Consider the following 20,420-nt stretch of genomic DNA (forward strand, 5'->3'; position numbering starts at 1 on the left):
CCGGCGCTCTACAGCGCGTCGGGGCCGCGCTCGCCCGTGCGGACCCGTACGACCGTCTCGACCGGCAGCGCCCAGACCTTGCCGTCGCCGATCTTGCCGGTGTGGGCGGCCTTGACGACGGCGTCGATGACGTCGTCGGCCGCCGCGTCCTCGACGACGACCTCGATCCGCACCTTCGGTACCAGGTCGACCTGGTACTCGGCGCCGCGGTACACCTCGGTGTGCCCGCGCTGACGGCCGTAGCCGCTCGCCTCGGTCACGGTCAGGCCGTGCACGCCGATCTCCTGGAGAGCGGTCTTGACCTCGTCGAGCCGGTACGGCTTGACGATCGCGGTGATGAGCTTCATGCCTGCTTCTTGACCTTCTGGGCGGCGGGGACGGCGGAGGGGAGGGACGCGGTGACCGGGGCTCCGTGGCCGAGGACCCCGTGATCGTAGGCGCTCTCGGCGTGCACCGTAAGGTCCAGGCCGGTGTGCTCCTGCTCCTCGCTCGCCCGAAAGCCCATGACCCGGTCGATGAGCTTGCCGATGCCGTAGGTGACGAGGAAGGCGTACGCCGCCACCGCCACGATCGCCACCAGCTGCCTGCCGAGCTGCGCGAGTCCGCCGCCGTACAGCAGGCCCTCGGCCCCGCCCGTCATGGCGGCCGTCGCGAAGACGCCGATCAGCAGGGTGCCGATGACACCGCCGACGAGGTGGACGCCGACGACGTCCAGGGAGTCGTCGTAGTCGAGCTTGAACTTCCAGCTCACGGCGTACGAGCAGACGACGCCGGCGGCCAGGCCGATCACCAGCGCGCCGAGCAGGGAGACCGAGCCGCAGGACGGGGTGATGGCGACCAGGCCCGCCACCGCGCCCGAGGCCGCGCCCAGCGTCGTGGGATGCCCGTCGCGCTTGTGCTCGACGAGGAGCCAGCCCAGCAGGCCCGTGCAGCCGGCGGCGAGGGTGTTGAGGAACACGGCGGCGGCGAGACCGTTCGCGCCGAGCGCGGAGCCGGCGTTGAACCCGAACCAGCCGAACCAGAGCAGTCCGGCGCCGAGCACGACCATGGGCAGGTTGTGCGGGCGCATCGCGTCCTTCTTGAACCCGAGCCGCGGGCCGAGGACCAGGCACAGGGCGAGCCCGGAGGCGCCGGAGGTGATCTCGACGGGCAGACCGCCGGCGAAGTCGAGGGCGCCGAGACGCTCGAGGATCCAGCCGCCGGGGCCCCAGGTCCAGTGGGCGACCGGAACGTATACGAGCAGCGCCCACACCGGCACGAACACCAGCCACGCCCCGAACTTCGCCCGGTCCGCGACGGCGCCGCTGACCAGCGCGGCGGTGATGATCGCGAAGGTGAGCTGGAAGGTGGCGAACAGGAGGGTGGGCACGGTGCCCTGGACGCTGTCGGGTCCGAGGCCGGCCATCCCGGCGTGCTCCAGTCCGCCGAGGAGGCCGCCGCCGATGTCCTCGCCGAAGGCGAGGGAGTATCCGCACGCCAGCCACACGACCGTCACCAGGGCGATCGACACGAAGCTCATCATCAGCATGTTGAGGACGCTCTTCGTGCGGACCATGCCGCCGTAGAAGAGGGCCAGGCCCGGGGTCATCAGCAGCACGAGGGCGGTGGCGGCGAGCAGCCAGGCGGTGTCGCCGGTGTCGACGCTTGCGGCGGCGAGGGGCACGGTGGTCTCCAACGGTGCGGGGTTCGTCAGAGGTTCACGGCTTCGCGTTTCCGGTCGCGTACGGGTGTGTTTCGGCGACGTTTCGTTGCGTGGGGGTTTCCGGAAGCTCACCGTGTACGGCGAGGCTTCGACGATCAGGGACAATGGGCGCCATGAGCGTTCGTACCCAGTCATCCGATGAGCCGGCCGAGGCCGTCCACCGCGCCGGCTTCGCCTGCTTCGTGGGCCGCCCCAACGCGGGCAAGTCCACGCTTACGAACGCTCTGGTCGGGCAGAAGGTCGCGATCACCGCGAACCAGCCGCAGACGACGCGGCACACGGTGCGGGGCATCGTGCACCGGCCCGACGCCCAGCTGATCCTGGTGGACACCCCCGGCCTGCACAAGCCGCGCACCCTGCTCGGCGAGCGCCTCAACGACGTCGTGCGCACCACCTGGGCCGAGGTCGACGTGATCGGCTTCTGCCTGCCCGCGAACGAGAAGCTCGGTCCCGGTGACCGCTTCATCGCGAAGGAGCTGGCGTCGATCAAGAAGACGCCGAAGATCGCGATCGTCACGAAGACCGACCTGGTGGACGGCAAGACCCTCGCGGAGCAGCTCATCGCGATCGACCAGCTCGGCAAGGAGCTGGGCTTCGAGTGGGCCGAGATCGTGCCCGTCTCGGCGGTCGGCGACAAGCAGGTGAGCCTGCTGGCCGACCTGATCGTGCCGCTCCTGCCGGAGGGGCCCGCCCTCTACCCCGACGGCGAGCTCACCGACGAGCCCGAGCAGATCATGATCGCGGAACTGATCCGGGAGGCCGCGCTGGAGGGCGTACGGGACGAGCTCCCGCACTCCATCGCGGTGGTCGTCGAGGAGATGCTCCCCCGCGAGGGCCGCCCCGCCGACAAGCCCCTCCTCGACATCCACGCCTTCGTCTACATCGAGCGCCCCAGCCAGAAGGGCATCATCATCGGCCCCAAGGGCAAGCGCCTGAAGGACGTCGGCATCAAGAGCCGCAAGCAGATCGAGGCGCTGCTGGGTACGCCGGTCTTCCTGGACCTGCATGTGAAGGTGGCGAAGGACTGGCAGCGGGATCCGCGGCAGCTGCGCAAGCTGGGCTTCTGACCCCGGTTTTTCGCCCCCGCCGCCCTTACCCGTCCCCTCCTTCTGGGGGCTGCCGCCCCCAGACCCCCGCTTCGGCCCTGAAGGGGCCTCGTCCTCAAACTCCCCCAAGCTCTCCGAGCAGGGGGGACCCCCAGACGGGCTGGTAAGTCATCCGGCGTTCGAGGAGCGGGGGCGAAGAAGAGCCCCCGTCCCGCTTGGCATGCCCCCGCGAAAAAGTCCTACGGCGATGTCAGTCCCCCGGCGTACTCTGGAAATCGCCAGGCCGCCCCTGTGGCGGGCGAGTCGTATCGAGGAGGACGAGCAAGGCCTACGAGCCGGCCCATGACTCAGACACCCACAGCTCACACACCCGCGCAGGGGCAGGCGAGAGCACAGTTCACCGTCCCCGCCCAGCACCCCATGGTGACCGTGCTGGGGTCCGGCGACTCCCTGCTGCGCGTGATCGAGACGGCCTTCCCGGCGACCGACATCCATGTCCGGGGCAACGAGATCAGCGCGGTCGGCGACTCCGCGGAAGTCGCCCTCATACAGCGCCTGTTCGACGAGATGATGCTGGTGCTCCGCACCGGGCAACCGATGACGGAGGACGCAGTGGAACGCTCGATCGCGATGCTCAGAGCCAGCGAGAACGGCGAGGGGCCGGAGGAGACCCCGGCCGAGGTGCTCACCCAGAACATCCTCTCCTCCCGGGGCCGCACGATCCGCCCGAAGACCCTCAACCAGAAGCGCTACGTCGACGCGATCGACAAGCACACCATCGTCTTCGGCATCGGCCCCGCCGGTACGGGCAAGACCTACCTCGCCATGGCCAAGGCCGTGCAGGCCCTGCAGTCCAAGCAGGTCAACCGCATCATCCTGACCAGGCCGGCGGTCGAGGCCGGTGAGCGGCTCGGGTTCCTGCCCGGCACGCTCTACGAGAAGATCGACCCCTACCTGCGGCCCCTGTACGACGCGCTGCACGACATGCTCGACCCCGACTCCATCCCCAGGCTGATGGCCGCCGGGACCATCGAGGTCGCGCCGCTCGCCTACATGCGCGGTCGCACGCTCAACGACGCCTTCATCATTCTCGACGAGGCCCAGAACACCAGCCCCGAGCAGATGAAGATGTTCCTCACCCGCCTCGGTTTCGACTCGAAGATCGTCATCACCGGTGACGTGACCCAGGTCGACCTCCCGGACGGCACCAAGTCCGGTCTGCGGCAGGTGCAGGACATCCTGGAGGGCCTCGACGACGTGCACTTCTCGCGGCTGTCGTCGCAGGATGTCGTCCGGCACAAGCTGGTCGGCCGTATCGTCGACGCGTACGAGAAGTACGACAGCAGCCACGGCACCCAGAACGGCACCCACAAGGGCCGCGGCAAGGCCGGGCACAAGGGGAAGTAGAGAACACGCGCGACCATGTCGATCGACGTCAACAACGAGTCCGGAACCGAGGTCGACGAGCAGGCGATCCTCGACATCGCCCGCTACGCACTCACGCGGATGCGCATCCACCCGCTCTCCGAGCTCTCGGTGATCGTCGTGGACGACGACGCCATGGAGCAGCTCCACATCCAGTGGATGGACCTGCCGGGGCCGACGGATGTCATGTCCTTCCCCATGGACGAGCTGCGGCCGCCCACGAAGGACGACGACGAGCCGCCGCAGGGGCTGCTCGGCGACATCGTGCTCTGCCCTGAGGTCGCCGCCAAGCAGGGGGCGGAAGCGCCCACCCAGCACACCATGGACGAGGAGCTCCAGCTGCTCACCGTCCATGGTGTGCTGCACCTCCTCGGGTACGACCACGAGGAGCCCGACGAGAAGGCCGAGATGTTCGGTCTGCAGGCCGCGATCGTGGACGGCTGGCGTGCGGAGAAGGGGCTGACCGGCCCCTCCCCGGCCCCGACCGTGTCATGAGTCTCGCCCTGGTCTCCGGGGCCATCGCCCTGGTGGTCGTCGCCTGGCTCGCCGCCTGCGCGGAGGCGGGCCTGGCGCGCGTCTCCAGCTTCCGCGCCGAGGAGGCCGTACGCAGCGGCCGGCGCGGCAGCGAGAAGCTCGCGCTGGTCGCCGCCGACCCGACGCGCTATCTGAACGTGGCGCTGCTGGTCCGCGTGGCGTGCGAGATGGCCGCCGCGGCGCTGGTCACGTACGCCAGCCTGCAGGAGTTCGACAGCACCACCGAGGCCCTGCTGGTCGCGATAGCCGTCATGGTCCTGGTGTCCTATGTCGCCGTCGGGGTCTCCCCGCGCACCATCGGCCGCCAGCACCCGCTGAACACGGCGACGGCGGCGGCGTACGTCCTGCTGCCGCTCGCCCGGATCATGGGCCCGATCCCCTATCTGCTGATCCTCATCGGCAACGCGCTCACCCCCGGCAAGGGCTTCCGCCGCGGACCGTTCGCCTCCGAGGCGGAGCTGCGGGCCCTGGTCGACCTCGCCGAGAAGGAGTCGCTGATCGAGGACGAGGAGCGCCGGATGGTGCACTCGGTCTTCGAGCTCGGCGACACCCTGGTGCGCGAGGTCATGGTCCCGCGCACCGACCTCGTCGTCATCGAGCGCTACAAGACCATCCGCCAGGCCCTCACCCTCGCCCTGCGCTCCGGTTTCTCGCGGATCCCGGTGGTCGGGGAGAGCGAGGACGACGTGGTCGGGATGGTGTACCTGAAGGACCTGACCCGCAAGACGCACATCTCCCGGGACGCGGAGAGCGAGCTGGTGTCGACGGCGATGCGGCCCGCGTTCTTCGTGCCCGACACCAAGAACGCCGGTGACCTGCTGCGCGAGATGCAGAAGGAGCGCAATCACGTCGCGGTCGTCATCGACGAGTACGGCGGCACCGCCGGCATCGTCACCATCGAGGACATCCTCGAGGAGATCGTCGGCGAGATCACCGACGAGTACGACCGTGAGCTGCCCCCGGTGGAGGAGCTCGGCGAGGACCGCTACCGCGTCACCGCCCGCCTGGACATCACCGACCTGGGCGAGCTGTACGGCCTCGACGAGTACGACGACGAGGACGTGGAGACCGTCGGCGGGCTGCTCGCGAAGGCGCTCGGACGGGTCCCGATCGCCGGGGCCTCCTCGGTGGTCGAGCTGCCCGACGGCCGTGAGCTGCGGCTGACCGCGGAGGCGGCGGCCGGCCGGCGGAACAAGATCGTGACCGTGCTCGTGGAGCCGGTGATCCCCGCCGCGCTCCCGGAGGAGGAGAAGGAGTCCGAGTGACCCCGCAGGAGCTGCGCGCGCTCTGCCTGTCGTTCAACGCGACGGTGGAGGACTTCCCGTTCAACCCCGAGACCTCGGTCTTCAAGGTGCTGGGCAAGCTCTTCGCCCTGACGAACCTGGACGCCCGGCCCCTGACGGTCAACCTGAAGTGCGACCCGGAGGACGCGGTGCGGCTGCGCGGCGAGCACCCCGGCCTGATCGTCCCCGGCTACCACATGAACAAGCGCCACTGGAACACGGTGACGGTCGACGGCGAGCTCCCGGACGGCATGGTCCGGGAGCTCGTCGAGGACTCCTACGACCTCGTCGTGGCGGGGCTACCGAGAGCCGACCGACTGCGTCTCGACCGCCCCTGAGCGGGTCGCCCGCCGGGTGCGCAGGCCGAGCGCGACCAGGACGGCGGCGGCGAGGACGATCCCCGCGTTCAGGGCCATCACCGTGCGGGTGCCGGACAGCAGGTCGTCGGCGGTGGTGGCGAGGACGCCGAGCAGCGGGATGCCGACCGTGAGGCCGATCTGCTGGGTCGAGGTGACCAGTCCGGTGGCCAGCCCCTGCTCCCCGTCCGGGACGCCGGAGGTGACGGTCAGGCCGTAGGAGATGATCGCGCCGAGGTGGAACATGCTCGCCAGCGAGACGGCGGCCGTGGCGAGCCAGACCGACCAGGTGTGCGCGTTCAGGAACAGCAGGCCCGCGACGAAGGCGCCCTGTCCGGCGAGCGAGACGACCAGGGTGCGGCGGGCGCCCAGGCGGCTGACGAAGCGCGGGGTGAGCGCGCCCGCGATCACCGAGACGACGCCCTGGACACCGAAGACCAGCCCGGTCTGCCAGGCCGACAGGTGCAGGATCTCCTGGAGGTACAGGGTCAGGACGAAGATCACCGTCGACATCATCGAGAAGGTGACCAGGCCGCCCAGGTTGCCCCAGGCCACCGTGCGGCGGCGCAGCATCGGCAGGGAGACCAGCGGGGACGCGGCGCGGGACTCGACGACCACGAAGGCGACGAGGAGCGCGAGGCCCGCGATCAGGGTCGCGACGACGTCGGCGCGGCCGAAGCCGTGGTCGGCGGCCGTCGTCAGGGCGTAGATCAGGGAGAGCAGGCCGCCGGTGACGGTGATCGCGCCGGGGACGTCGAGGTGGGGGCGGTCGGGGGTGCGGGACTCGGGCAGCAGGCCCGGCGCGAGCGGCAGCACGATCAGTGCGAAGACCGCGAGCAGCCCCATCGTGGAGCGCCAGCCGAGCGCGTCGGTCAGGACGCCGCCCGCGACCATGCCGATGGTGAAGCCGAGCGACATCAGCGTCCCCGAGATGCCGAGGGCGCGGTCGCGGGCGGGGCCCTCGGCGAAGGTCGTCGTCAGCAGCGACATGCCCGTCGGGACGATGACCGCCGCGCCGAGCCCCTGCAGGGCGCGTCCGGCGAGGAACGACGCCGGGTCCCAGGCGAACGTGGCGAGCGCCGAGGCGCCGGCGAACAGGGCGAGGCCGGTGAGGAAGAGCCGGCGGCGGCCGTAGAGGTCGCCGATGCGGCCGAACAGGAGCAGGAAACCGCCGGAGGGCAGCGCGAACGCCGTGACCGCCCACTGCAGCGCCGAGGTGCTCATGCCGAGGTCGGCGCCGAGGACGGGCAGGGCGACGTTCAGGACGGAGAAGTCGAGCGCGACCATGAACTGGGCGGCGCACAGGACGAACAGGACGAGCTTGTCGCGCGTCGACATCCGGGGGGTGTCGAGCGGTGGGGTGGGAGCGGGAGCGGTGGTGGAGTCGATCGCCATGGGCACCAGCCTGCGGGCGCCGGAATAGCCGTGGGGAGCGGGAAGTTGTGCTGGTGGTGGCACCACCAGGCAACGGGATGAGGGGGATCCGTACGTGTCCGAGGGCGTGCTGAAAAGCCATCGGCGGCGCGAGCTGCGCGAGTTCCTGATGAGCCGGCGGGCCCGGGTGACCCCGGGCGAGGCGGGCCTGCCGGACGGCGGTCCGCGGCGCCGTACGCCGGGGTTGCGGCGCGAGGAGGTCGCCGTGCTGGCCGGGGTGGGCGCCTCCTGGTACCAGTGGCTGGAGCAAGGGCGGGAGATCTCCGTCTCGCCGCAGGTGCTGGACTCCGTGGCCCGGGTGCTGCGGCTGAGCAACGCCGAGCGCCGGCATCTGTATCTGCTCGCCGGGCTGAATCCGCCGGCTCCCGAAGTGGCGCCCGAGAAGCAGGACATGTGCGACGGGCTGCGGCGGCTGATCGACGCGTGGATGCCGTATCCGGCGCACATCATGGACAAGTACTACAACGGCGTGATGCACAACGACGCGGCCGCGGCGGTGCTCGGCATGCGGCCCGGCAAGCGGTGGAACTGCCTGATCGACTTCTTCACGGATCCGATGTACCGGTCGCGGTCGAAGAACTGGGACGCGAACGCCGCCACGGTGGTCGCACAGTTCCGCGCGGTGTGCTCGGCCAACCCCGACGACGAGGGTTTCCAGGCCGTGCTGGCCGAGGCGAAGGCGTCGAGTGCGGAGTTCACCGCGCTGTGGGAGCGCCGGGACATCGAGGACGCCGGGCAGATCCGCAAGGAGCTGGAGCATCCGCTGGTCGGGCTGCTGTGCATGGAGTCGAGCGTGATGCAGATGCCGGTGCGGCCCGATCTGTCGATCGTCCTGCACACCCCGCTGGACGAGGCGAACACGGCGGCGAAGCTTCAGTGGCTGGCGTCCCCGGAGGGGCGGCGCGGGGCGATGTACCCCGTGGCCGGATAGGCCGGGCGGCCCTCCGTATGCTCAGCTCATGACCGAGATCAGCGCGCTTGACCCCGAGGACCGCAAGATCGTCACCCTGGCCCGTTCGGCCCGGGCCCGCAACGGCGTGCCCGAGGGGGCGGCCGTACGGGACGAGACGGGCCGTACGTATGTCGCCGCGACCGTCGCCCTGGACTCGTTGCGGCTGAGCGCGCTGCGCACCGCGGTGGCGATGGCGGTGGCGTCGGGGGCGACCTCGCTGGAGGCGGCGGCGGTGGTGACGGAGGCCGCGACCGCGTCGGAGGAGGACCGCGCGGCGGTACGGGACCTCGGCGGACCGCAGACGCCGGTGCTGGTGGCGGGGCCGGACGGGGCGGTGCGGGCGACGGTGACGGCGGGCTGAGGCCGGCTCTTCCCTCCCCTGCCGGACCTTCCCCCCTTGCCGGCCCCTCCCCTCCCGCCCTTGCCGGACGGATCCGACGGGCGATTGTCAGTGCCCGGTGTCACGCTGAGGGCATACAGGTTCGGCGGAAGGGATTCGTCATGATCACCACCGACCAGACTCCCGGCTCCCCGTGTTGGCTCGACCTCGGCACCCCTGATGTCCGGGCCGCCGCGGCCTTCTACGGCGCGGTGCTCGGCTGGGAGTACGAGTCCATGGGCGAGGGCGGTGAGATGGAAGGCGGGATGTTCAAGAAGGACGGCAAGACCGTCGCCGGGCTCGGCAAGCTCACCGAGGAGGGGGCGCGCTCGGCCTGGATGATCTACTACACCGTCACCGACGCGGACGCGACGAGCCAGGCGGTGCAAAGCGCGGGCGGCACGGTGCGGGTGGCTCCGACGGACCTCGAGGACTGGGGCCGGATGGCGCAGTTCAGCGATCCGCTGGGCGGGCAGTTCGCGGTCTGGCAGCCGGGGAAGAACGCGGGCTTCGAGCTGGCCGACGAGACGGGCTCGCTGTCCTGGACCGAGCTGTACACGACCGACGCCGCGGCGGCGAAGGAGTTCTACGGCAGCGTGTTCGGCTGGCAGTTCAGCGACATGGAGCTGCCGGGCGGCGGTGGCGCGTACACCCTGATCACGCCGGCCGGGCAGCCCGAGGAGCGTATGCAGGGCGGCCTGATGCAGCTGCCGAAGGAGAATCTCGCGCTGGCGGGCGGACGGCCCTACTGGCACCCGGTGTTCAACGTCGACGACTGCGACGCGGCGGTCGCCAAGGTCACCGAGAACGGCGGCAGCGTGCAGATGGGACCGGACGACGCGGAAGGCGTCGGCCGGCTGGCCGTGTGCGTGGACCCGTCGAACGCGGACTTCGTGGTGCTGAAGCCGGCCCCGCCCACCTGAGTGCGCCCGGCGGCCGGCCCCACCTGAGTCCGCCCGGCGGCCGGCCCCGGCTGAGTCCGCCCGGCGGCGGCACCCTCACGCCGAGCGTCCGAACCCGATCGTCGGCACCGCCCGCCGCAGCGGCCAGGGTCTCGCCGCCGCCTCCGGAACCAGGTCCGCCAGGAACGCGTACCGGCGCAGGGCCTCGGGGTCCTGCCGGTCGAGGGACTGGACCTGACGCCACCAGGCGCCGATCTCGGCCCAGCCGGGTGCGGACAGCGAGCCGCCGAACTCCTGGACCGAGAGGGCCGCGGTCAGCCCGGCGAAGGCGAGCCGGTCGGCGAGCGGCCAGTCGGCCAGGGTGCCGGTGACGAAGCCGGCCACGAAGACGTCACCGGCCCCCGTCGGGTCCAGTGCCTCCACGGCGATGGCGGGGACCTCGGCCGTCTCGCCGGTCCTGCCGTCCACCGCGTACGCGCCGTCCGCGCCGAGGGTGACCACGGCCAGCGGGACGTGCGCGGTGAGGGCGTGGGCCGCCTTGCGGGGGCAGTCGGTGCGCGTGTACCGCATCGCCTCCTGCGCGTTCGGCAGGAACGCCTCGCAGTGCTCCAGGTCCGCGAGGCCCGCCAGGTCCCACGCCCCGGTGTCGTCCCAGCCGACGTCCGCGAAGATCCGGGCGCCCTTGCTCGCGGCCTGGGCGATCCAGGGTGCGCGCCTGCCCGGCTCCAGGGAGGCGACGGCGGCTCTCGCGCGGGGCGGGCAGTCCGGCGCGGGCTCCTCCGGGGGCGGCTCGTGGCCGTGGGAGACCATCGTGCGCTCCCCCTCGTACGCCATCGAGACCGTCACCGGTGAGTGCCAGCCCGGGACCGTGCGCGAGGGCGAGAGGTCGATGCCCTCGCCCTGCTCCAGCGCGTCCCAGCAGTAGTCGCCGTAGTGGTCGTCGCCGAAGGCGGCCGCGAGGGAGGTCTTCAGGCCGAGGCGGGCCAGGGCGGTGGCCATGTTCGCCACCCCGCCGGGGCTGGAGCCCATCCCGCGCGCCCAGGACTCCGTGCCGCGCACCGGGGCGGAGTCGAGGCCGGTGAAGATGATGTCCAGGAACACCGTGCCCGTGAGGTAGACGTCCCAGGGCGGGTCGGCGGGCTCGCGCAGGCCGGCGAGCGGGTCGACCTGGGCCCGTCGGTAGGGCCCCACCGCCTTGGTCGGCGGCCGCTGGGGCGAGGGTCCCTTTCCGTTGGGCGCGGTGGGCGTGGTCACGGTGCGCTCCCTGACGTGGTGCTGATCTGGCCAGTGTGCACCACGCCACCGACAACACCACCGCGATCTTGCCCGAGCCGCCCGTCCGTGCGGGGTGGACGGGCGCGGCTCCGGGCGCACCGGCCACTGTCAGGGGCGGACACGGCCCCGGCCCCGGGCGCCGCCGAGCCCGACACCACCGCCGCCCCTGGCCCACCAGCCGCTTCCCGGGCCGCACACCGCGCCGCGGACTCGTCGGCCGCTAGATCTCCCCGACGGTGAGGTTCACGGCGCGGCTCCCACGAGGTCGAGTCCCGCGGTGAGCAGGGTGCGCAGGTCGGCCAGGTCGGCGGCCGACGGGTCGGTGAGCGGGGCGCGCACGGGTCCGACGGGGTGTCCGCGCAGCCGGGCCGCTTCCTTCACCAGGGCCACGGAGTATCCGGGCACCCGGTCGCGCAGCTCGACGAACGGGACGTAGAAGTCGCGCAGCAGCTTGTCGACCGTGCCGTGGTCGCCGGCGGCGAGGGCGGCGAAGAAGGCGTTCGCGATCTCGGGGGCGAAGGCGTGCACGGCGGAGGAGTAGGCGGGGACGCCGACGGCGGCGTAGGCGCGGGCCTGGACCTCGGCGGTGAGGGCCCCGTTGAAGAAGAGGAAGTCCTCGGGTGCGGCGAGGGTGAGGCGCTGGAGCCGGTCGAGGTCGCTGTGGCCGTCCTTGAGGCCGATGACGCCGGGGAGGGCGGCGATGCGCCGGAGCGAGTCGACGGTGAAGGCGACCTGGCCGCGCTGGTAGGCGATGAGCGGGAGCCGGGTGCCGGCCGCGATCCGCTCCAGCTGGGCGACCAGGCCGTCCTGCGGCGCGGCGATCAGATAGTGCGGCAGCACGAGGAGGGCGTCGGCGCCGGCCTCCTCGGCGATGCGCGCGAAGCGGACGGCCTGCGCCCAGCCGTACCCGGTCCCGGCGACGACGGGCACACGTCCGCCCGCCTCCTCGACGGCGATCGAGACGACCTGGCGGTACTCGTCCTCGTCCAGCGAGAAGAACTCGCCCGTGCCGCAGGCGGGGAAGAGGGCGCCGGGCGCGGTGGTGAGCCGGTCGGCGACGTAGGCGCGGAAGCCGTCCGGGTCCAGCGAGCCGTCCTCGTGGAAGCTCGTCAGCGGGAACGACAGCACGCCGTGGGCCATGCCGTCCCGCAGACGGCGGGCCGTGTCCGTATCGAGGCTCACCCTGGTCATCTCCAGTCTTCCTGTCTTCCCATGTAGACCTCATCCACGTATGAGAATTGAGATTAGATACGCGAACCGGGACCGTCAATGCCGCGGTCGGCCCGATTACCATCGGCCCATGTCGGAGACAGGCGGCGTCCGCGAGGTGAAGTCCGCGGCGCGGACGGTCGAGCTGCTGGAACTCCTCGCCGCGCGCGGCGACCGCCCGGCGCGCCTCCAGGAGCTGGCCGACGAGCTGGCCGTGCCGCGCAGCTCCATGTACGCGCTGCTGCAGACCCTGATCTCGCGCGGCTGGGTCCGCACCGACGTCACCGGCTCGCTCTACGGCATCGGCATCCACGCCCTGCTCACCGGCACCGGCTACCTGGACTCCGACCCGCGCGTGCGCGTCGTACGCCCGTATCTCGACGAGGCGTCCGACGCGCTGGGCGAGACGATCCACATGGGGCGCCTCGACGGCCGGGACGTGGCGTACCTGGCGACGCGCGAGTCGCACGAGTACCTGCGCACGATCAGCCGGGTCGGCCGTCGCCTGCCGGCCCACGCGGGTGCGCTGGGCAAGGCGCTGCTCGCCGAACGCCCGGACGCCGACCTGCCGGAGGGCCCCTACGAGGCGCTCACCCCCAACTCCCACACCACCCGCGCCGCCCTGACGGCGGATCTGGCCGGGGTGCGGGCGCGCGGCTGGTCGGTCGACCGCGAGGAAGGGGTGACCGGCATCGTCGGCTTCGGCTTCGCCCTGCGCTACGACTCCCCGGCCCAGGACGCGATCAGCTGCTCGGTGCCCGTGGCCCGGCTGTCGGCGGAGCACGAGGAGCGGATCGTCGCGGTGATGCGGGAGATCAGATCGAAGATCGAGGCGACGGTTCCGGGCGGGGCCGGGGCGGTGCACTGGCGCAGGTGAGGCGGCCGCGAGGGGTCGGCGGGGCACTTCGGCTACCCCCCTTCTCACCCCTCAAACAGAACGTGCCCCAGATCACACCATCCCCGCTTTTTCGCGCGTCCCCTCGCTTGATACAAATTGCCCGCGCGTTCCTGTCCGTCGACGGCCTGCGCCCCTCCCCCTTCTTGAGCCGCTCCTTTCGCATGCCCTGGGAACGCCCGTGTTCGCCCCCCGCACCACCCCCTGGCCCCTCGTTGCCCTTTTCACGGCCGGGTACCTCGCTCCGTATCTGCTGCCGACGGTCGTCGGCAGGCTCGACTCCGGACTTCCGCTCTCCCCCACCCAGGCGGGCGCCGTCGGCAGTGCCCTGCTGCTGAGTTCGGCGTCGGCGGGCTTCCTGCTGGCCTCCCGCGTCGAGCGGATCGGCGCCCGCGCCCTGGCCCGGTTCGGCCTCACCCTGGCCCTGCTCGGCTACGGCGGCGCGGCCCTCGCGCACGCCGTACCGGCCGTCGTCCTCGGCGTGCTGCTCGGCGGTCTCGGATCCGGTACGGCCACCGCGGTCGCCGCCACCCGGATCGCCGCCGAACCCGACCCGCACCGGGCCACCACGGTCGGCCTGCTCGGCGTCTCCGCCCTCGCGGGCGCCGTCTATCTGACGGTGCCGCACCTCGGGGCGGGCCACGGCCAGCCGCTGGCCGCCATCGCCCTGACCGCGCTCGCCGTATGGCCGCTGACGGGCCGTCTGCCGTCGGGCGCCGCCCCGCAGCCGCAGGCCCGGGCCGCCTCCCGCCTCCCGCACCGCCGCCCGGGGCTGGTCCTCGCGGCCTGCATGCTGTGCTGGTCCCTCGCCCAGAACTCCCTGTGGGGCGTCAGCGGCCGGATCGGCCTGACGCAGGCCGAGCTGTCGGAGACGACGGTCGGCGCGGTGTTCGCCGTCGCGCTCGGCGCCGGGCTGCTCGGGGTGACGGGCGCGGGCGCGCTCGGCCCGCGGCTCGGCCGCGCGCTGCCGATCGGCGGCGGCACGGTCCTCATCGCGGCCTGCATCGCGGTGAGCGCGTCCGCGACGGACCTCACGACCTTCGCGACCGGCGAGATCGCCTGGAACACGCTCTACCCGATCGTCCTGTCCTATGTCATTGGCCTCGCCGCCTCCCTCGACGCGCGTGGCCGCTGGGCCGTCCTCGTCGGCTCGGCGTCCTCGCTGGGGACGGCGGCGGGACCGCTCACCGGGAGCGTGCTGTCGGCGCAGGCCGGGTTCCCGGCGATGGGCGCGGTCCTCGCGGCGGGGCTGCTGGTGATCGCCGTGCCGATGACGGTCGTGGCACTGGGCCGGCGCTCCCGCAAGCCGGTCGAGGTCGCCGAGGGCATCGAGGTCGTGGAGGTCGTCGAGATCCCGCTGGACACCGCCGGGGCGGCACCGGCCGCGCCCGAGCGGCTGACCCCGGCTACGTGAACTCGTAGGCCTCGACCTCGGCGAGATACCGCGCCCGCAGCTCCTCGTCGTCCTCCAGGAAGGAGGCGAGGAAGGAGTTGCGGGCCAGCTCCCGGAGCTGTTCCTCGCTCAGTGCGAGGGTCCGGCGCACGGCGTCGAAGTTGTCGCCGGCGTACCCGCCGAAGTAGGCCGGGTCGTCGGAGTTGACCGTGCACATCAGCCCGGCGTCGAGCATGGCCGGCAGCGGGTGGTCGGCGAGGACGTCGACCGTGCGCAACCGCACGTTCGACAGCGGGCACAGCGTCAGCGGCACCCGCTCCCGCACCAGCCGCTCCACCAGCGCCGGGTCCTCCATGCAGCGCAGCCCGTGGTCGACGCGCTCGACGCCGAGGATGTCGAGGGCCTCGGTGATGTAGGAGGGCGGCCCCTCCTCGCCGGCGTGCGCGACACGGCGCAGACCGAGCGCGGCGGCGGCCTCGTACACCTCGCGGAACTTCACCGGCGGATGCCCGACCTCGGCCGAGTCCAAGCCGATGCCGACGATCCGGTCGAGGTACGGCTCGGCGGCCCGCAGCGTGTCCATGGCCGACTCGGCGGAGTCGTCGCGCAGGAAGCACATGATGAGCCGGGTGGAGACCCCGTGGTTCGCCTCGCTGCTCCCCAGCGCCCGCCACAGCCCCTCGACGACGGTGCCCAGCTCGACGCCCCGCTTGGTGTGCGCCTGCGGGTCGAAGAAGATCTCCGCGTGCCGCACGCCCTGCGCTGCGGCACGGGCCAGGTACTCGTTCGCGAGGTCCTCGAAGTCCCGCTCGGTGCGCAGGACCGCCATGAGCTCGTAGTACAGGTTCAGGAAGGACTGGAGGTCCTCGAACCGGTAGGCCTTGCGCAGCTCTTCGGTGTCGCCGTAGGGCAGCGTGATGCCGTTGCGGGTGGCCAGTTCGAAGGCGAGCTCGGGTTCGAGGGTGCCTTCGACATGGAGGTGCAGTTCTGCTGTGGGGAGGGGCATCGGAGCATCGTACGGCGGTGTCAGCGCCGCTTCGGCATCGGCACCCGCAGCAGGTCGTGGGCCACGGTCAGCTCCCCGTCGAAGCCGGCGTCGCGTGCCTCCCGCTCGAATTCGTCGGGCTCGGTGTAGCGCTGGCTGAAGTGGGTGAGCACGAGGTGCCGCACACCGGAGTCGAGCGCGACGCGAGCCGCCTGACCGGCCGTCAGGTGCCCGTGTTCGACGGCGAGTTCCATGTCCTCCTGGAGGAAGGTGGACTCGATGACGAGCATGTCGCAGCCCTCGGCGAGGGCGTACGCCCCGTCGCAGAGCCGGGTGTCCATGACGAACGCGAACCGCTGCCCCCGCCGGAACTCGCTCACGTCGTCGAGCGACACCCCGCCGAGCGCACCCTCCCGCTGGATCCGTCCGACGTCCGGCCCCTTGATGCCGTGCGCGGCGAGCCGTTCGGGCAGCATGCGCCGGCCGTCGGGCTCGACGAGTCGATAGCCGTACGACTCGACGGGGTGCGAGAGCCGGGCGGTGTGCAGGGTGTAGGCGCCGGTGTCGGCGATGACGCCGTCGGCGCTGACCGGGGCCGGCGCGAGGTCGACGGTCTCGCGGTAGGCGGTGGCGTACCGCAGCCGGTCGAAGAAGCGCTGCCCGGAACGCGGGTAGTGGGCGGTCACGGGGTGCGGGACCTTGTCGAGGTTGATCCGCTGGATCACCCCGGCGAGCCCGAGCGAGTGGTCGCCGTGGAAGTGCGTGACGCAGATCCGGTTGAGGTCGTGGGCCGCGACGCCGGCACGCAGCATCTGCCGCTGCGTGCCCTCGCCGGGGTCGAAAAGGAGGCCCTCACCGTCCCACCGCAGCAGATAGCCGTTGTGGTTGCGGTGCCGGGTCGGGACCTGGCTCGCCGTCCCGAGGACGACCAGTTCACGTACGGACACGTCTGTTTCGACCTAGCCGGGGGGCCACTGCATGCCGCGGCCGCCGAGGAGGTGGGCGTGGGCGTGCCAGACGGTCTGGCCGGCGCCGGCGCCCGTGTTGAAGACGATGCGGTAGCTCTCCAGCTTCTCCTCGTCGGCGACCGCCTGGGCCTCGCGCAGGACGTCCGCGGCGACGGCCGGCTCGGCGGCGGCCAGCGTGGCCGCGTTCTCGTAGTGCACCTTGGGGATCACCAGGACGTGGACCGGGGCCTGGGGGTTTATGTCCCTGAAGGCGACGGTCGTTTCCGTCTCCCGGACGATCGTCGCAGGGACGTGGCCCTCGACGATCTTGCAGAACAGGCAGTCGTCCTGGGGTTCCCCTGTCATGCCGTTTTCCTCCAGCGGTTGATCGCTTGTGGGGGCATCGTATCGTCGCCGCGTCCGGGCGCTTCGTGGCTGGTCGTTCGGTTCCTCGCGCCCCTAGGTGGGCAGACCCGGCGGCGTCTTCGCCGGCCGCTCCTCCAGCCCCGCCAGCGCCAGCCGGATCGCCTCGTCCAGTTGGGCGTCTCTCCCCGCCACCCAGTCCTGCGGACGCTGCACCACCTCCACGTCCGGGTCGACGCCGTGGTTCTCGACGTCCCAGCCGTACCCCTCCAGCCAGATGGCGTACTTCGGCTGGGTGATGAGCGTGCCGTCGACCAGCCGGTACCGGCTGTCGATGCCGATCACGCCGCCCCAGGTCCGGGTGCCGACCACCGGGCCGAGCCCCAGCGCCTTGATCGCCGCGTTGACGATGTCCCCGTCCGACCCGGAGAACTCGTCCGCGACCGCCACCACGGGCCCGCGCGGAGCGTCCGCCGGATAGCTGTACGGCCGCATGCCCCGCGGCAGTTCCCAGCCGACGATCTTTCGCGCCAGCTTCTCCACGACCAGCTGGGAGGTGTGCCCGCCGCCGTTCTCGCGGACGTCGACGACCAGCCCCTCCCGCGCCACCTCGACCCTGAGGTCACGGTGGATCTGGGCCCACCCCGGCGCCTGCATGTCCGGCACGTGCAGATAGCCGAGCCGGCCGCCGGACTTCTCGTGGACGTACGCCCGCCGGTCCGCGACCCACGCGTGGTAGCGCAGCGGCTGCTCGTCCGCGATCGGTACGACGACCGCGTGCCGCACGTCCCCGCCGCCGGCCGGTGAGATCGTCAGCTCCACCGCCTTGCCGGCCGTGCCGACGAGCAGCGGCCCGGGGCCGGTCACCGGGTCCACCGGCACCCCGGCCACCGCCACGATCCCGTCGCCGGCCCGCACCGCGACGCCGGGCGCGGCCAGCGGTGCCCGCGCCTCGGGGTCGGAGGTCTCCGAGGGCAGGATCCGGTCGATCCGCCAACTGCCGTCCGCGTGCCGGGAGATGTCGGCGCCGAGCAGCCCCTGCCGGGCCCCGCCGCCGTACCCGCCGTGCCCGGCGACGTAGGCGTGCGAGGTGCCCAGCTCGCCCTGCACCTCCCACAGCAGGTCGATCAGGTCGTCGTGGGTGGCCACCCGGTCGAGCAGGGGGCGGTAGCGGTCCAGTACGCCCGCCCAGTCCACCCCGCTCATGTCCGGCCGCCAGAAGTGGTCCCGCATGATGCGGCCGGCCTCGTCGAACATCTGCCGCCACTCGGCGGCCGGGTCGACGGTCTGCCGTACGCGGGTCAGGTCCACGGTGACGTTGGAGTCGCTGTCGTCGTCGCCGGAGGCCCGCCGGTCGCTCGGGACGACCTTGAGCCTGCCGTCCGTCCACAGCAGCACCCGCTTGCCGTCGCCGCTGACCTCGAAGTCGTCGGCGTCGTCGGCGAGATGCTCCACACGCCGCTGGACGAGGTCGTAGCGCTCCAGCTCGGTCTTGGGCTCGGGGTCGTCGGGCGTGGCCCGGGAGGAGCCGAGCGCGCCGCGCACGGGGTGCCGCAGCCACAGCACGCCGTCCTTCGCGGCCCGCAGGCTCGAGTAGCGGGCGGCCTCGACCGGGAACGGCACGATCCGGTCGGCGAGCCCTTCGAGGTCGATGCGCGTGGTCGGGGTGCCCTCGCTGTCGGGCGTCTCGTCCTTGTCCGGCGCGTCGAAGGGACGGCCGTGGCGCTGCGGGCCGAAGGGCGACGGGGTGGTCGCGGCGAGGGTGATCAGGTGGGGGCGGGAGCCGACCACGAAGGCGAGGTCGAAAACGTGCTCGTCGTAGACCGGGTCGAAGGCACGCGTCGACAGGAACACCAGGTGCTTGCCGTCCTGGGTGAACGCGGGCGCGTAGTCCTGGAAGCGCAGCGGGGTCGCCTCGGACACCGACAGGTCGGTGGTGTTGGCCAGCTTGAGCTGGGCCAGCGGGCGCGGGCCGGGGTGGGACCAGGCGAGCCAGGTCGAGTCCGGCGAGAACACCAGCCCCGAGACGTCGCCGTCCTGGCTGCGGTCGACCTCGCGCACCTCGCCGCTCTCCCGCTCGACGAGCAGCACCCGCCCGTCGTGCGCGGCGACCGCGGCCCGGCTTCCGTCGGGCGCCATGGCGAGCTCCAGGACCCGGCCCAGCTGCCCGGCGCCGAGCCGGCGCGGTGTGGCGCCCGGGGCGAGTCCGGTGGCGGGCGCGAACTCCAGCGCGTCGTCGCCCTCCGCGTCCGTCACCCACACCACCCACTCCTCGCCCTCGGCGCGGAAGGCGCGCGGCAGCCGGGCCCGTACGCCGGGCTCGGCGGCGAGCGCGCGGGCGGGGCCGGAGCGGTGGGTGACCCAGTGCACGGCGCCCCGGACCGAGACCGCGCTGCCGCGCGCGGTGTGGTCGGGCGCGGCGGCGCCGAACGAGCGGGCGGCGCTCAGCGAGTACGGCTGCCGGTCGGTGCGCTGCCCGCCGAGCCGGATGTCGAGCCGGCGCGGCTCGGCGCCGTCGAGGTCGTCGAGGAGCCACAGTTCACCGGCGCGGGCGTGGACGACGCGGGTGCCGTCGCTCGCGGCGTGCCGGGCGTAGAAGCCGTCGAGGGCGGTGTGCCGTCGCAGGTCGGTCCCGTCGGCGAGGGAGGAGTAGAGCGCCCCGACCCCCTCGTGGTCGGAGAGGAAGGCGATGCGCTCCCCCACCCACAGGGGATCCTCGAGGTTCCCGTCCAGCTCCTCGTGCAGCCGTACGAACTCCCCGTCGCCGTCGCGGTCGATCCACAACTTGCCCGCCGTGCCGCCCCGGTAGCGCTTCCACCGGGCCGCCTCCAGCCCCATCGGCGCCGAGGCGAGCACGAGGTGCGGTCCGTGGACGACGTCGCCGACGGGGCCGTACGGCAGGGTGGTGGCCGGGCCGCCGTCGAGCGGGATCGTATGGGCCCAGGTGCGGCGGCCGCCCGCCTGGCCGCGGGTGCTGATCGCGAGGACCCGGCCGTCCGGGGTCCAGCCGCGCACCCGGGTCTGCCAGCTGCCCCAGTGGGTCAGGCGCTTGGCGGGGCCGCCGTCGACCGGGGCGATGTGCACCTCGGGGGCGCCGTCGCGAGTGGAGGTCCAGGCGACGGTCGTGCCGTCGGGCGAGATGCGCGGCCGGGTCACCGGCACGTTGTCGGCGCTGACCCGCCAGGCGCGGCCGCCGTCGAGCGGGGCGAGCCAGACGTCGTCCTCGGCGGTGAAGGCGACCAGGTCGCCGTGCAGATGCGGATACCGCAGGTACGAGGGCGCGGGGGGTGCGGCCGAGGCCGGAACAGACGTCGCGGACTGTGTCACCCGATCACCCTAA

19 protein-coding genes are annotated in these 20,420 nt (G+C 72.4%); 10 read left to right on the forward strand and 9 right to left on the reverse strand.

The window, feature by feature from the left end; all coding sequences use genetic code 11:
• Positions 1–8: 8 nt before the first annotated feature.
• Both ACIRD7_RS11340 and ACIRD7_RS11345 read right to left on the reverse strand, forming a co-directional pair.
• Positions 9–347: a P-II family nitrogen regulator gene (locus ACIRD7_RS11340; RefSeq protein WP_403452380.1), complete on the reverse strand. Its 339-nt coding sequence runs from the start codon at positions 345–347 to the stop codon at positions 9–11.
• A complete protein-coding gene (locus ACIRD7_RS11345; RefSeq protein ID WP_403452382.1) occupies positions 344–1,675 on the reverse strand; it encodes an ammonium transporter in 1,332 nt (443 codons plus the stop codon). Before ACIRD7_RS11345 ends, ACIRD7_RS11340 begins: the two co-directional genes overlap by 4 nt.
• A gap of 131 nt (positions 1,676–1,806) precedes the next feature.
• On the opposite strand from ACIRD7_RS11345, the gene era reads away from it, so the two are divergent.
• The 5 genes from era to ACIRD7_RS11370 all read left to right on the forward strand — a co-directional run bounded on the left by era (position 1,807) and on the right by ACIRD7_RS11370 (position 6,328).
• Positions 1,807–2,769 (forward strand): GTPase Era, encoded by a 963-nt coding sequence (era, locus tag ACIRD7_RS11350; RefSeq protein ID WP_403452383.1) that lies wholly within the window; start codon positions 1,807–1,809, stop codon positions 2,767–2,769.
• 321 nt (positions 2,770–3,090) lie between these two features.
• Positions 3,091–4,155 carry a PhoH family protein gene (locus tag ACIRD7_RS11355; RefSeq protein ID WP_403452385.1) on the forward strand — a complete coding sequence of 355 codons (1,065 nt, stop codon included), beginning with the start codon at positions 3,091–3,093 and terminating at the stop codon, positions 4,153–4,155.
• A 15-nt stretch (positions 4,156–4,170) separates the two neighbouring features.
• Positions 4,171–4,668 carry an rRNA maturation RNase YbeY gene (ybeY, locus tag ACIRD7_RS11360; protein WP_403452386.1) on the forward strand — a complete coding sequence of 166 codons (498 nt, stop codon included), beginning with the start codon at positions 4,171–4,173 and terminating at the stop codon, positions 4,666–4,668.
• Entirely contained in the window at positions 4,665–5,972 is a 1,308-nt protein-coding gene (locus ACIRD7_RS11365) for a hemolysin family protein (RefSeq protein WP_403452387.1), read from the forward strand. Before ybeY ends, ACIRD7_RS11365 begins: the two co-directional genes overlap by 4 nt.
• On the forward strand, positions 5,969–6,328 hold the full coding sequence (locus ACIRD7_RS11370) for an MmcQ/YjbR family DNA-binding protein (protein WP_403452388.1): 360 nt from the start codon (positions 5,969–5,971) through the stop codon (positions 6,326–6,328). The genes ACIRD7_RS11365 and ACIRD7_RS11370 overlap by 4 nt, the downstream gene beginning before the upstream one ends.
• Here ACIRD7_RS11370 and ACIRD7_RS11375 read toward each other — a convergent pair.
• Positions 6,290–7,741, reverse strand: coding sequence for an MFS transporter (locus tag ACIRD7_RS11375; RefSeq protein WP_403452390.1), 1,452 nt, complete (start codon positions 7,739–7,741; stop codon positions 6,290–6,292). The genes ACIRD7_RS11370 and ACIRD7_RS11375 overlap by 39 nt on opposite strands.
• Before the next feature lie 148 nt (positions 7,742–7,889).
• Between ACIRD7_RS11375 and ACIRD7_RS11380 the strand changes: the two genes are divergently transcribed.
• From ACIRD7_RS11380 to ACIRD7_RS11390, 3 genes are all read left to right on the forward strand, one after another.
• Positions 7,890–8,711 carry a helix-turn-helix transcriptional regulator gene (locus ACIRD7_RS11380; protein WP_403453065.1) on the forward strand — a complete coding sequence of 274 codons (822 nt, stop codon included), beginning with the start codon at positions 7,890–7,892 and terminating at the stop codon, positions 8,709–8,711.
• Between the two features lie 28 nt (positions 8,712–8,739).
• Positions 8,740–9,093, forward strand: coding sequence for a cytidine deaminase (locus ACIRD7_RS11385; protein ID WP_403452392.1), 354 nt, complete (start codon positions 8,740–8,742; stop codon positions 9,091–9,093).
• Positions 9,094–9,233: 140 nt separating this feature from the next.
• Positions 9,234–10,034 (forward strand): VOC family protein, encoded by an 801-nt coding sequence (locus tag ACIRD7_RS11390; protein WP_403452393.1) that lies wholly within the window; start codon positions 9,234–9,236, stop codon positions 10,032–10,034.
• A 75-nt stretch (positions 10,035–10,109) separates the two neighbouring features.
• Here the strand turns inward: ACIRD7_RS11390 and ACIRD7_RS11395 are convergent, their stop codons facing one another.
• Both ACIRD7_RS11395 and ACIRD7_RS11400 read right to left on the reverse strand, forming a co-directional pair.
• Entirely contained in the window at positions 10,110–11,267 is a 1,158-nt protein-coding gene (locus ACIRD7_RS11395; RefSeq protein WP_403452395.1) for a carbohydrate kinase family protein, read from the reverse strand.
• A gap of 264 nt (positions 11,268–11,531) precedes the next feature.
• A complete protein-coding gene (locus ACIRD7_RS11400) occupies positions 11,532–12,479 on the reverse strand; it encodes a 5-dehydro-4-deoxyglucarate dehydratase (RefSeq protein ID WP_403452397.1) in 948 nt (315 codons plus the stop codon).
• A gap of 109 nt (positions 12,480–12,588) precedes the next feature.
• Here ACIRD7_RS11400 and ACIRD7_RS11405 point away from each other — a divergent pair, with 109 nt between their 5' ends.
• Positions 12,589–13,374, forward strand: a complete 786-nt coding sequence (locus ACIRD7_RS11405) for an IclR family transcriptional regulator (protein WP_403452399.1) — start codon at positions 12,589–12,591, stop codon at positions 13,372–13,374.
• A 199-nt stretch (positions 13,375–13,573) separates the two neighbouring features.
• The gene (locus ACIRD7_RS11410) at positions 13,574–14,806 is read left to right on the forward strand and encodes an MFS transporter (protein WP_403452401.1); all 1,233 of its coding nucleotides are present in this window, start codon (positions 13,574–13,576) and stop codon (positions 14,804–14,806) included.
• Here ACIRD7_RS11410 and ACIRD7_RS11415 read toward each other — a convergent pair.
• The 4 genes from ACIRD7_RS11415 to ACIRD7_RS11430 all read right to left on the reverse strand — a co-directional run bounded on the left by ACIRD7_RS11415 (position 14,799) and on the right by ACIRD7_RS11430 (position 20,407).
• Positions 14,799–15,791, reverse strand: coding sequence for an adenosine deaminase (locus ACIRD7_RS11415; protein ID WP_403452403.1), 993 nt, complete (start codon positions 15,789–15,791; stop codon positions 14,799–14,801). The genes ACIRD7_RS11410 and ACIRD7_RS11415 overlap by 8 nt on opposite strands.
• A gap of 20 nt (positions 15,792–15,811) precedes the next feature.
• Positions 15,812–16,717, reverse strand: a complete 906-nt coding sequence (locus ACIRD7_RS11420) for a ribonuclease Z (RefSeq protein ID WP_403452405.1) — start codon at positions 16,715–16,717, stop codon at positions 15,812–15,814.
• Between the two features lie 12 nt (positions 16,718–16,729).
• On the reverse strand, positions 16,730–17,083 hold the full coding sequence (locus ACIRD7_RS11425; RefSeq protein WP_403452407.1) for a histidine triad nucleotide-binding protein: 354 nt from the start codon (positions 17,081–17,083) through the stop codon (positions 16,730–16,732).
• 93 nt (positions 17,084–17,176) lie between these two features.
• Positions 17,177–20,407, reverse strand: coding sequence for a S41 family peptidase (locus ACIRD7_RS11430; protein ID WP_403452409.1), 3,231 nt, complete (start codon positions 20,405–20,407; stop codon positions 17,177–17,179).
• Between the last annotated feature and the right edge of the window lie 13 nt (positions 20,408–20,420).

The organism is Streptomyces sp. NPDC093568 (assembly GCF_044764945.1).
GTDB lineage: Bacteria > Actinomycetota > Actinomycetes > Streptomycetales > Streptomycetaceae > Streptomyces.

Bases quoted from the DNA above. Each gene is read 5' to 3' on its own strand.
- ACIRD7_RS11425 (WP_403452407.1), bottom strand. From the start codon at position 17,083: ATGACAGGGGAACCCCAGGACGACTGCCTGTTCTGCAAGATCGTCGAG.
- ACIRD7_RS11340 (WP_403452380.1), bottom strand. From the start codon at position 347: ATGAAGCTCATCACCGCGATCGTCAAGCCGTACCGGCTCGACGAGGTC.
- ACIRD7_RS11390 (WP_403452393.1), top strand. From the start codon at position 9,234: ATGATCACCACCGACCAGACTCCCGGCTCCCCGTGTTGGCTCGACCTC.
- ACIRD7_RS11400 (WP_403452397.1), bottom strand. From the start codon at position 12,479: ATGACCAGGGTGAGCCTCGATACGGACACGGCCCGCCGTCTGCGGGAC.
- ACIRD7_RS11415 (WP_403452403.1), bottom strand. From the start codon at position 15,791: ATGCCCCTCCCCACAGCAGAACTGCACCTCCATGTCGAAGGCACCCTC.
- ACIRD7_RS11385 (WP_403452392.1), top strand. From the start codon at position 8,740: ATGACCGAGATCAGCGCGCTTGACCCCGAGGACCGCAAGATCGTCACC.
- ybeY (WP_403452386.1), top strand. From the start codon at position 4,171: ATGTCGATCGACGTCAACAACGAGTCCGGAACCGAGGTCGACGAGCAG.
- ACIRD7_RS11405 (WP_403452399.1), top strand. From the start codon at position 12,589: ATGTCGGAGACAGGCGGCGTCCGCGAGGTGAAGTCCGCGGCGCGGACG.
- ACIRD7_RS11365 (WP_403452387.1), top strand. From the start codon at position 4,665: ATGAGTCTCGCCCTGGTCTCCGGGGCCATCGCCCTGGTGGTCGTCGCC.
- ACIRD7_RS11355 (WP_403452385.1), top strand. From the start codon at position 3,091: ATGACTCAGACACCCACAGCTCACACACCCGCGCAGGGGCAGGCGAGA.
- era (WP_403452383.1), top strand. From the start codon at position 1,807: ATGGGCGCCATGAGCGTTCGTACCCAGTCATCCGATGAGCCGGCCGAG.
- ACIRD7_RS11380 (WP_403453065.1), top strand. From the start codon at position 7,890: ATGAGCCGGCGGGCCCGGGTGACCCCGGGCGAGGCGGGCCTGCCGGAC.
- ACIRD7_RS11375 (WP_403452390.1), bottom strand. From the start codon at position 7,741: ATGGCGATCGACTCCACCACCGCTCCCGCTCCCACCCCACCGCTCGAC.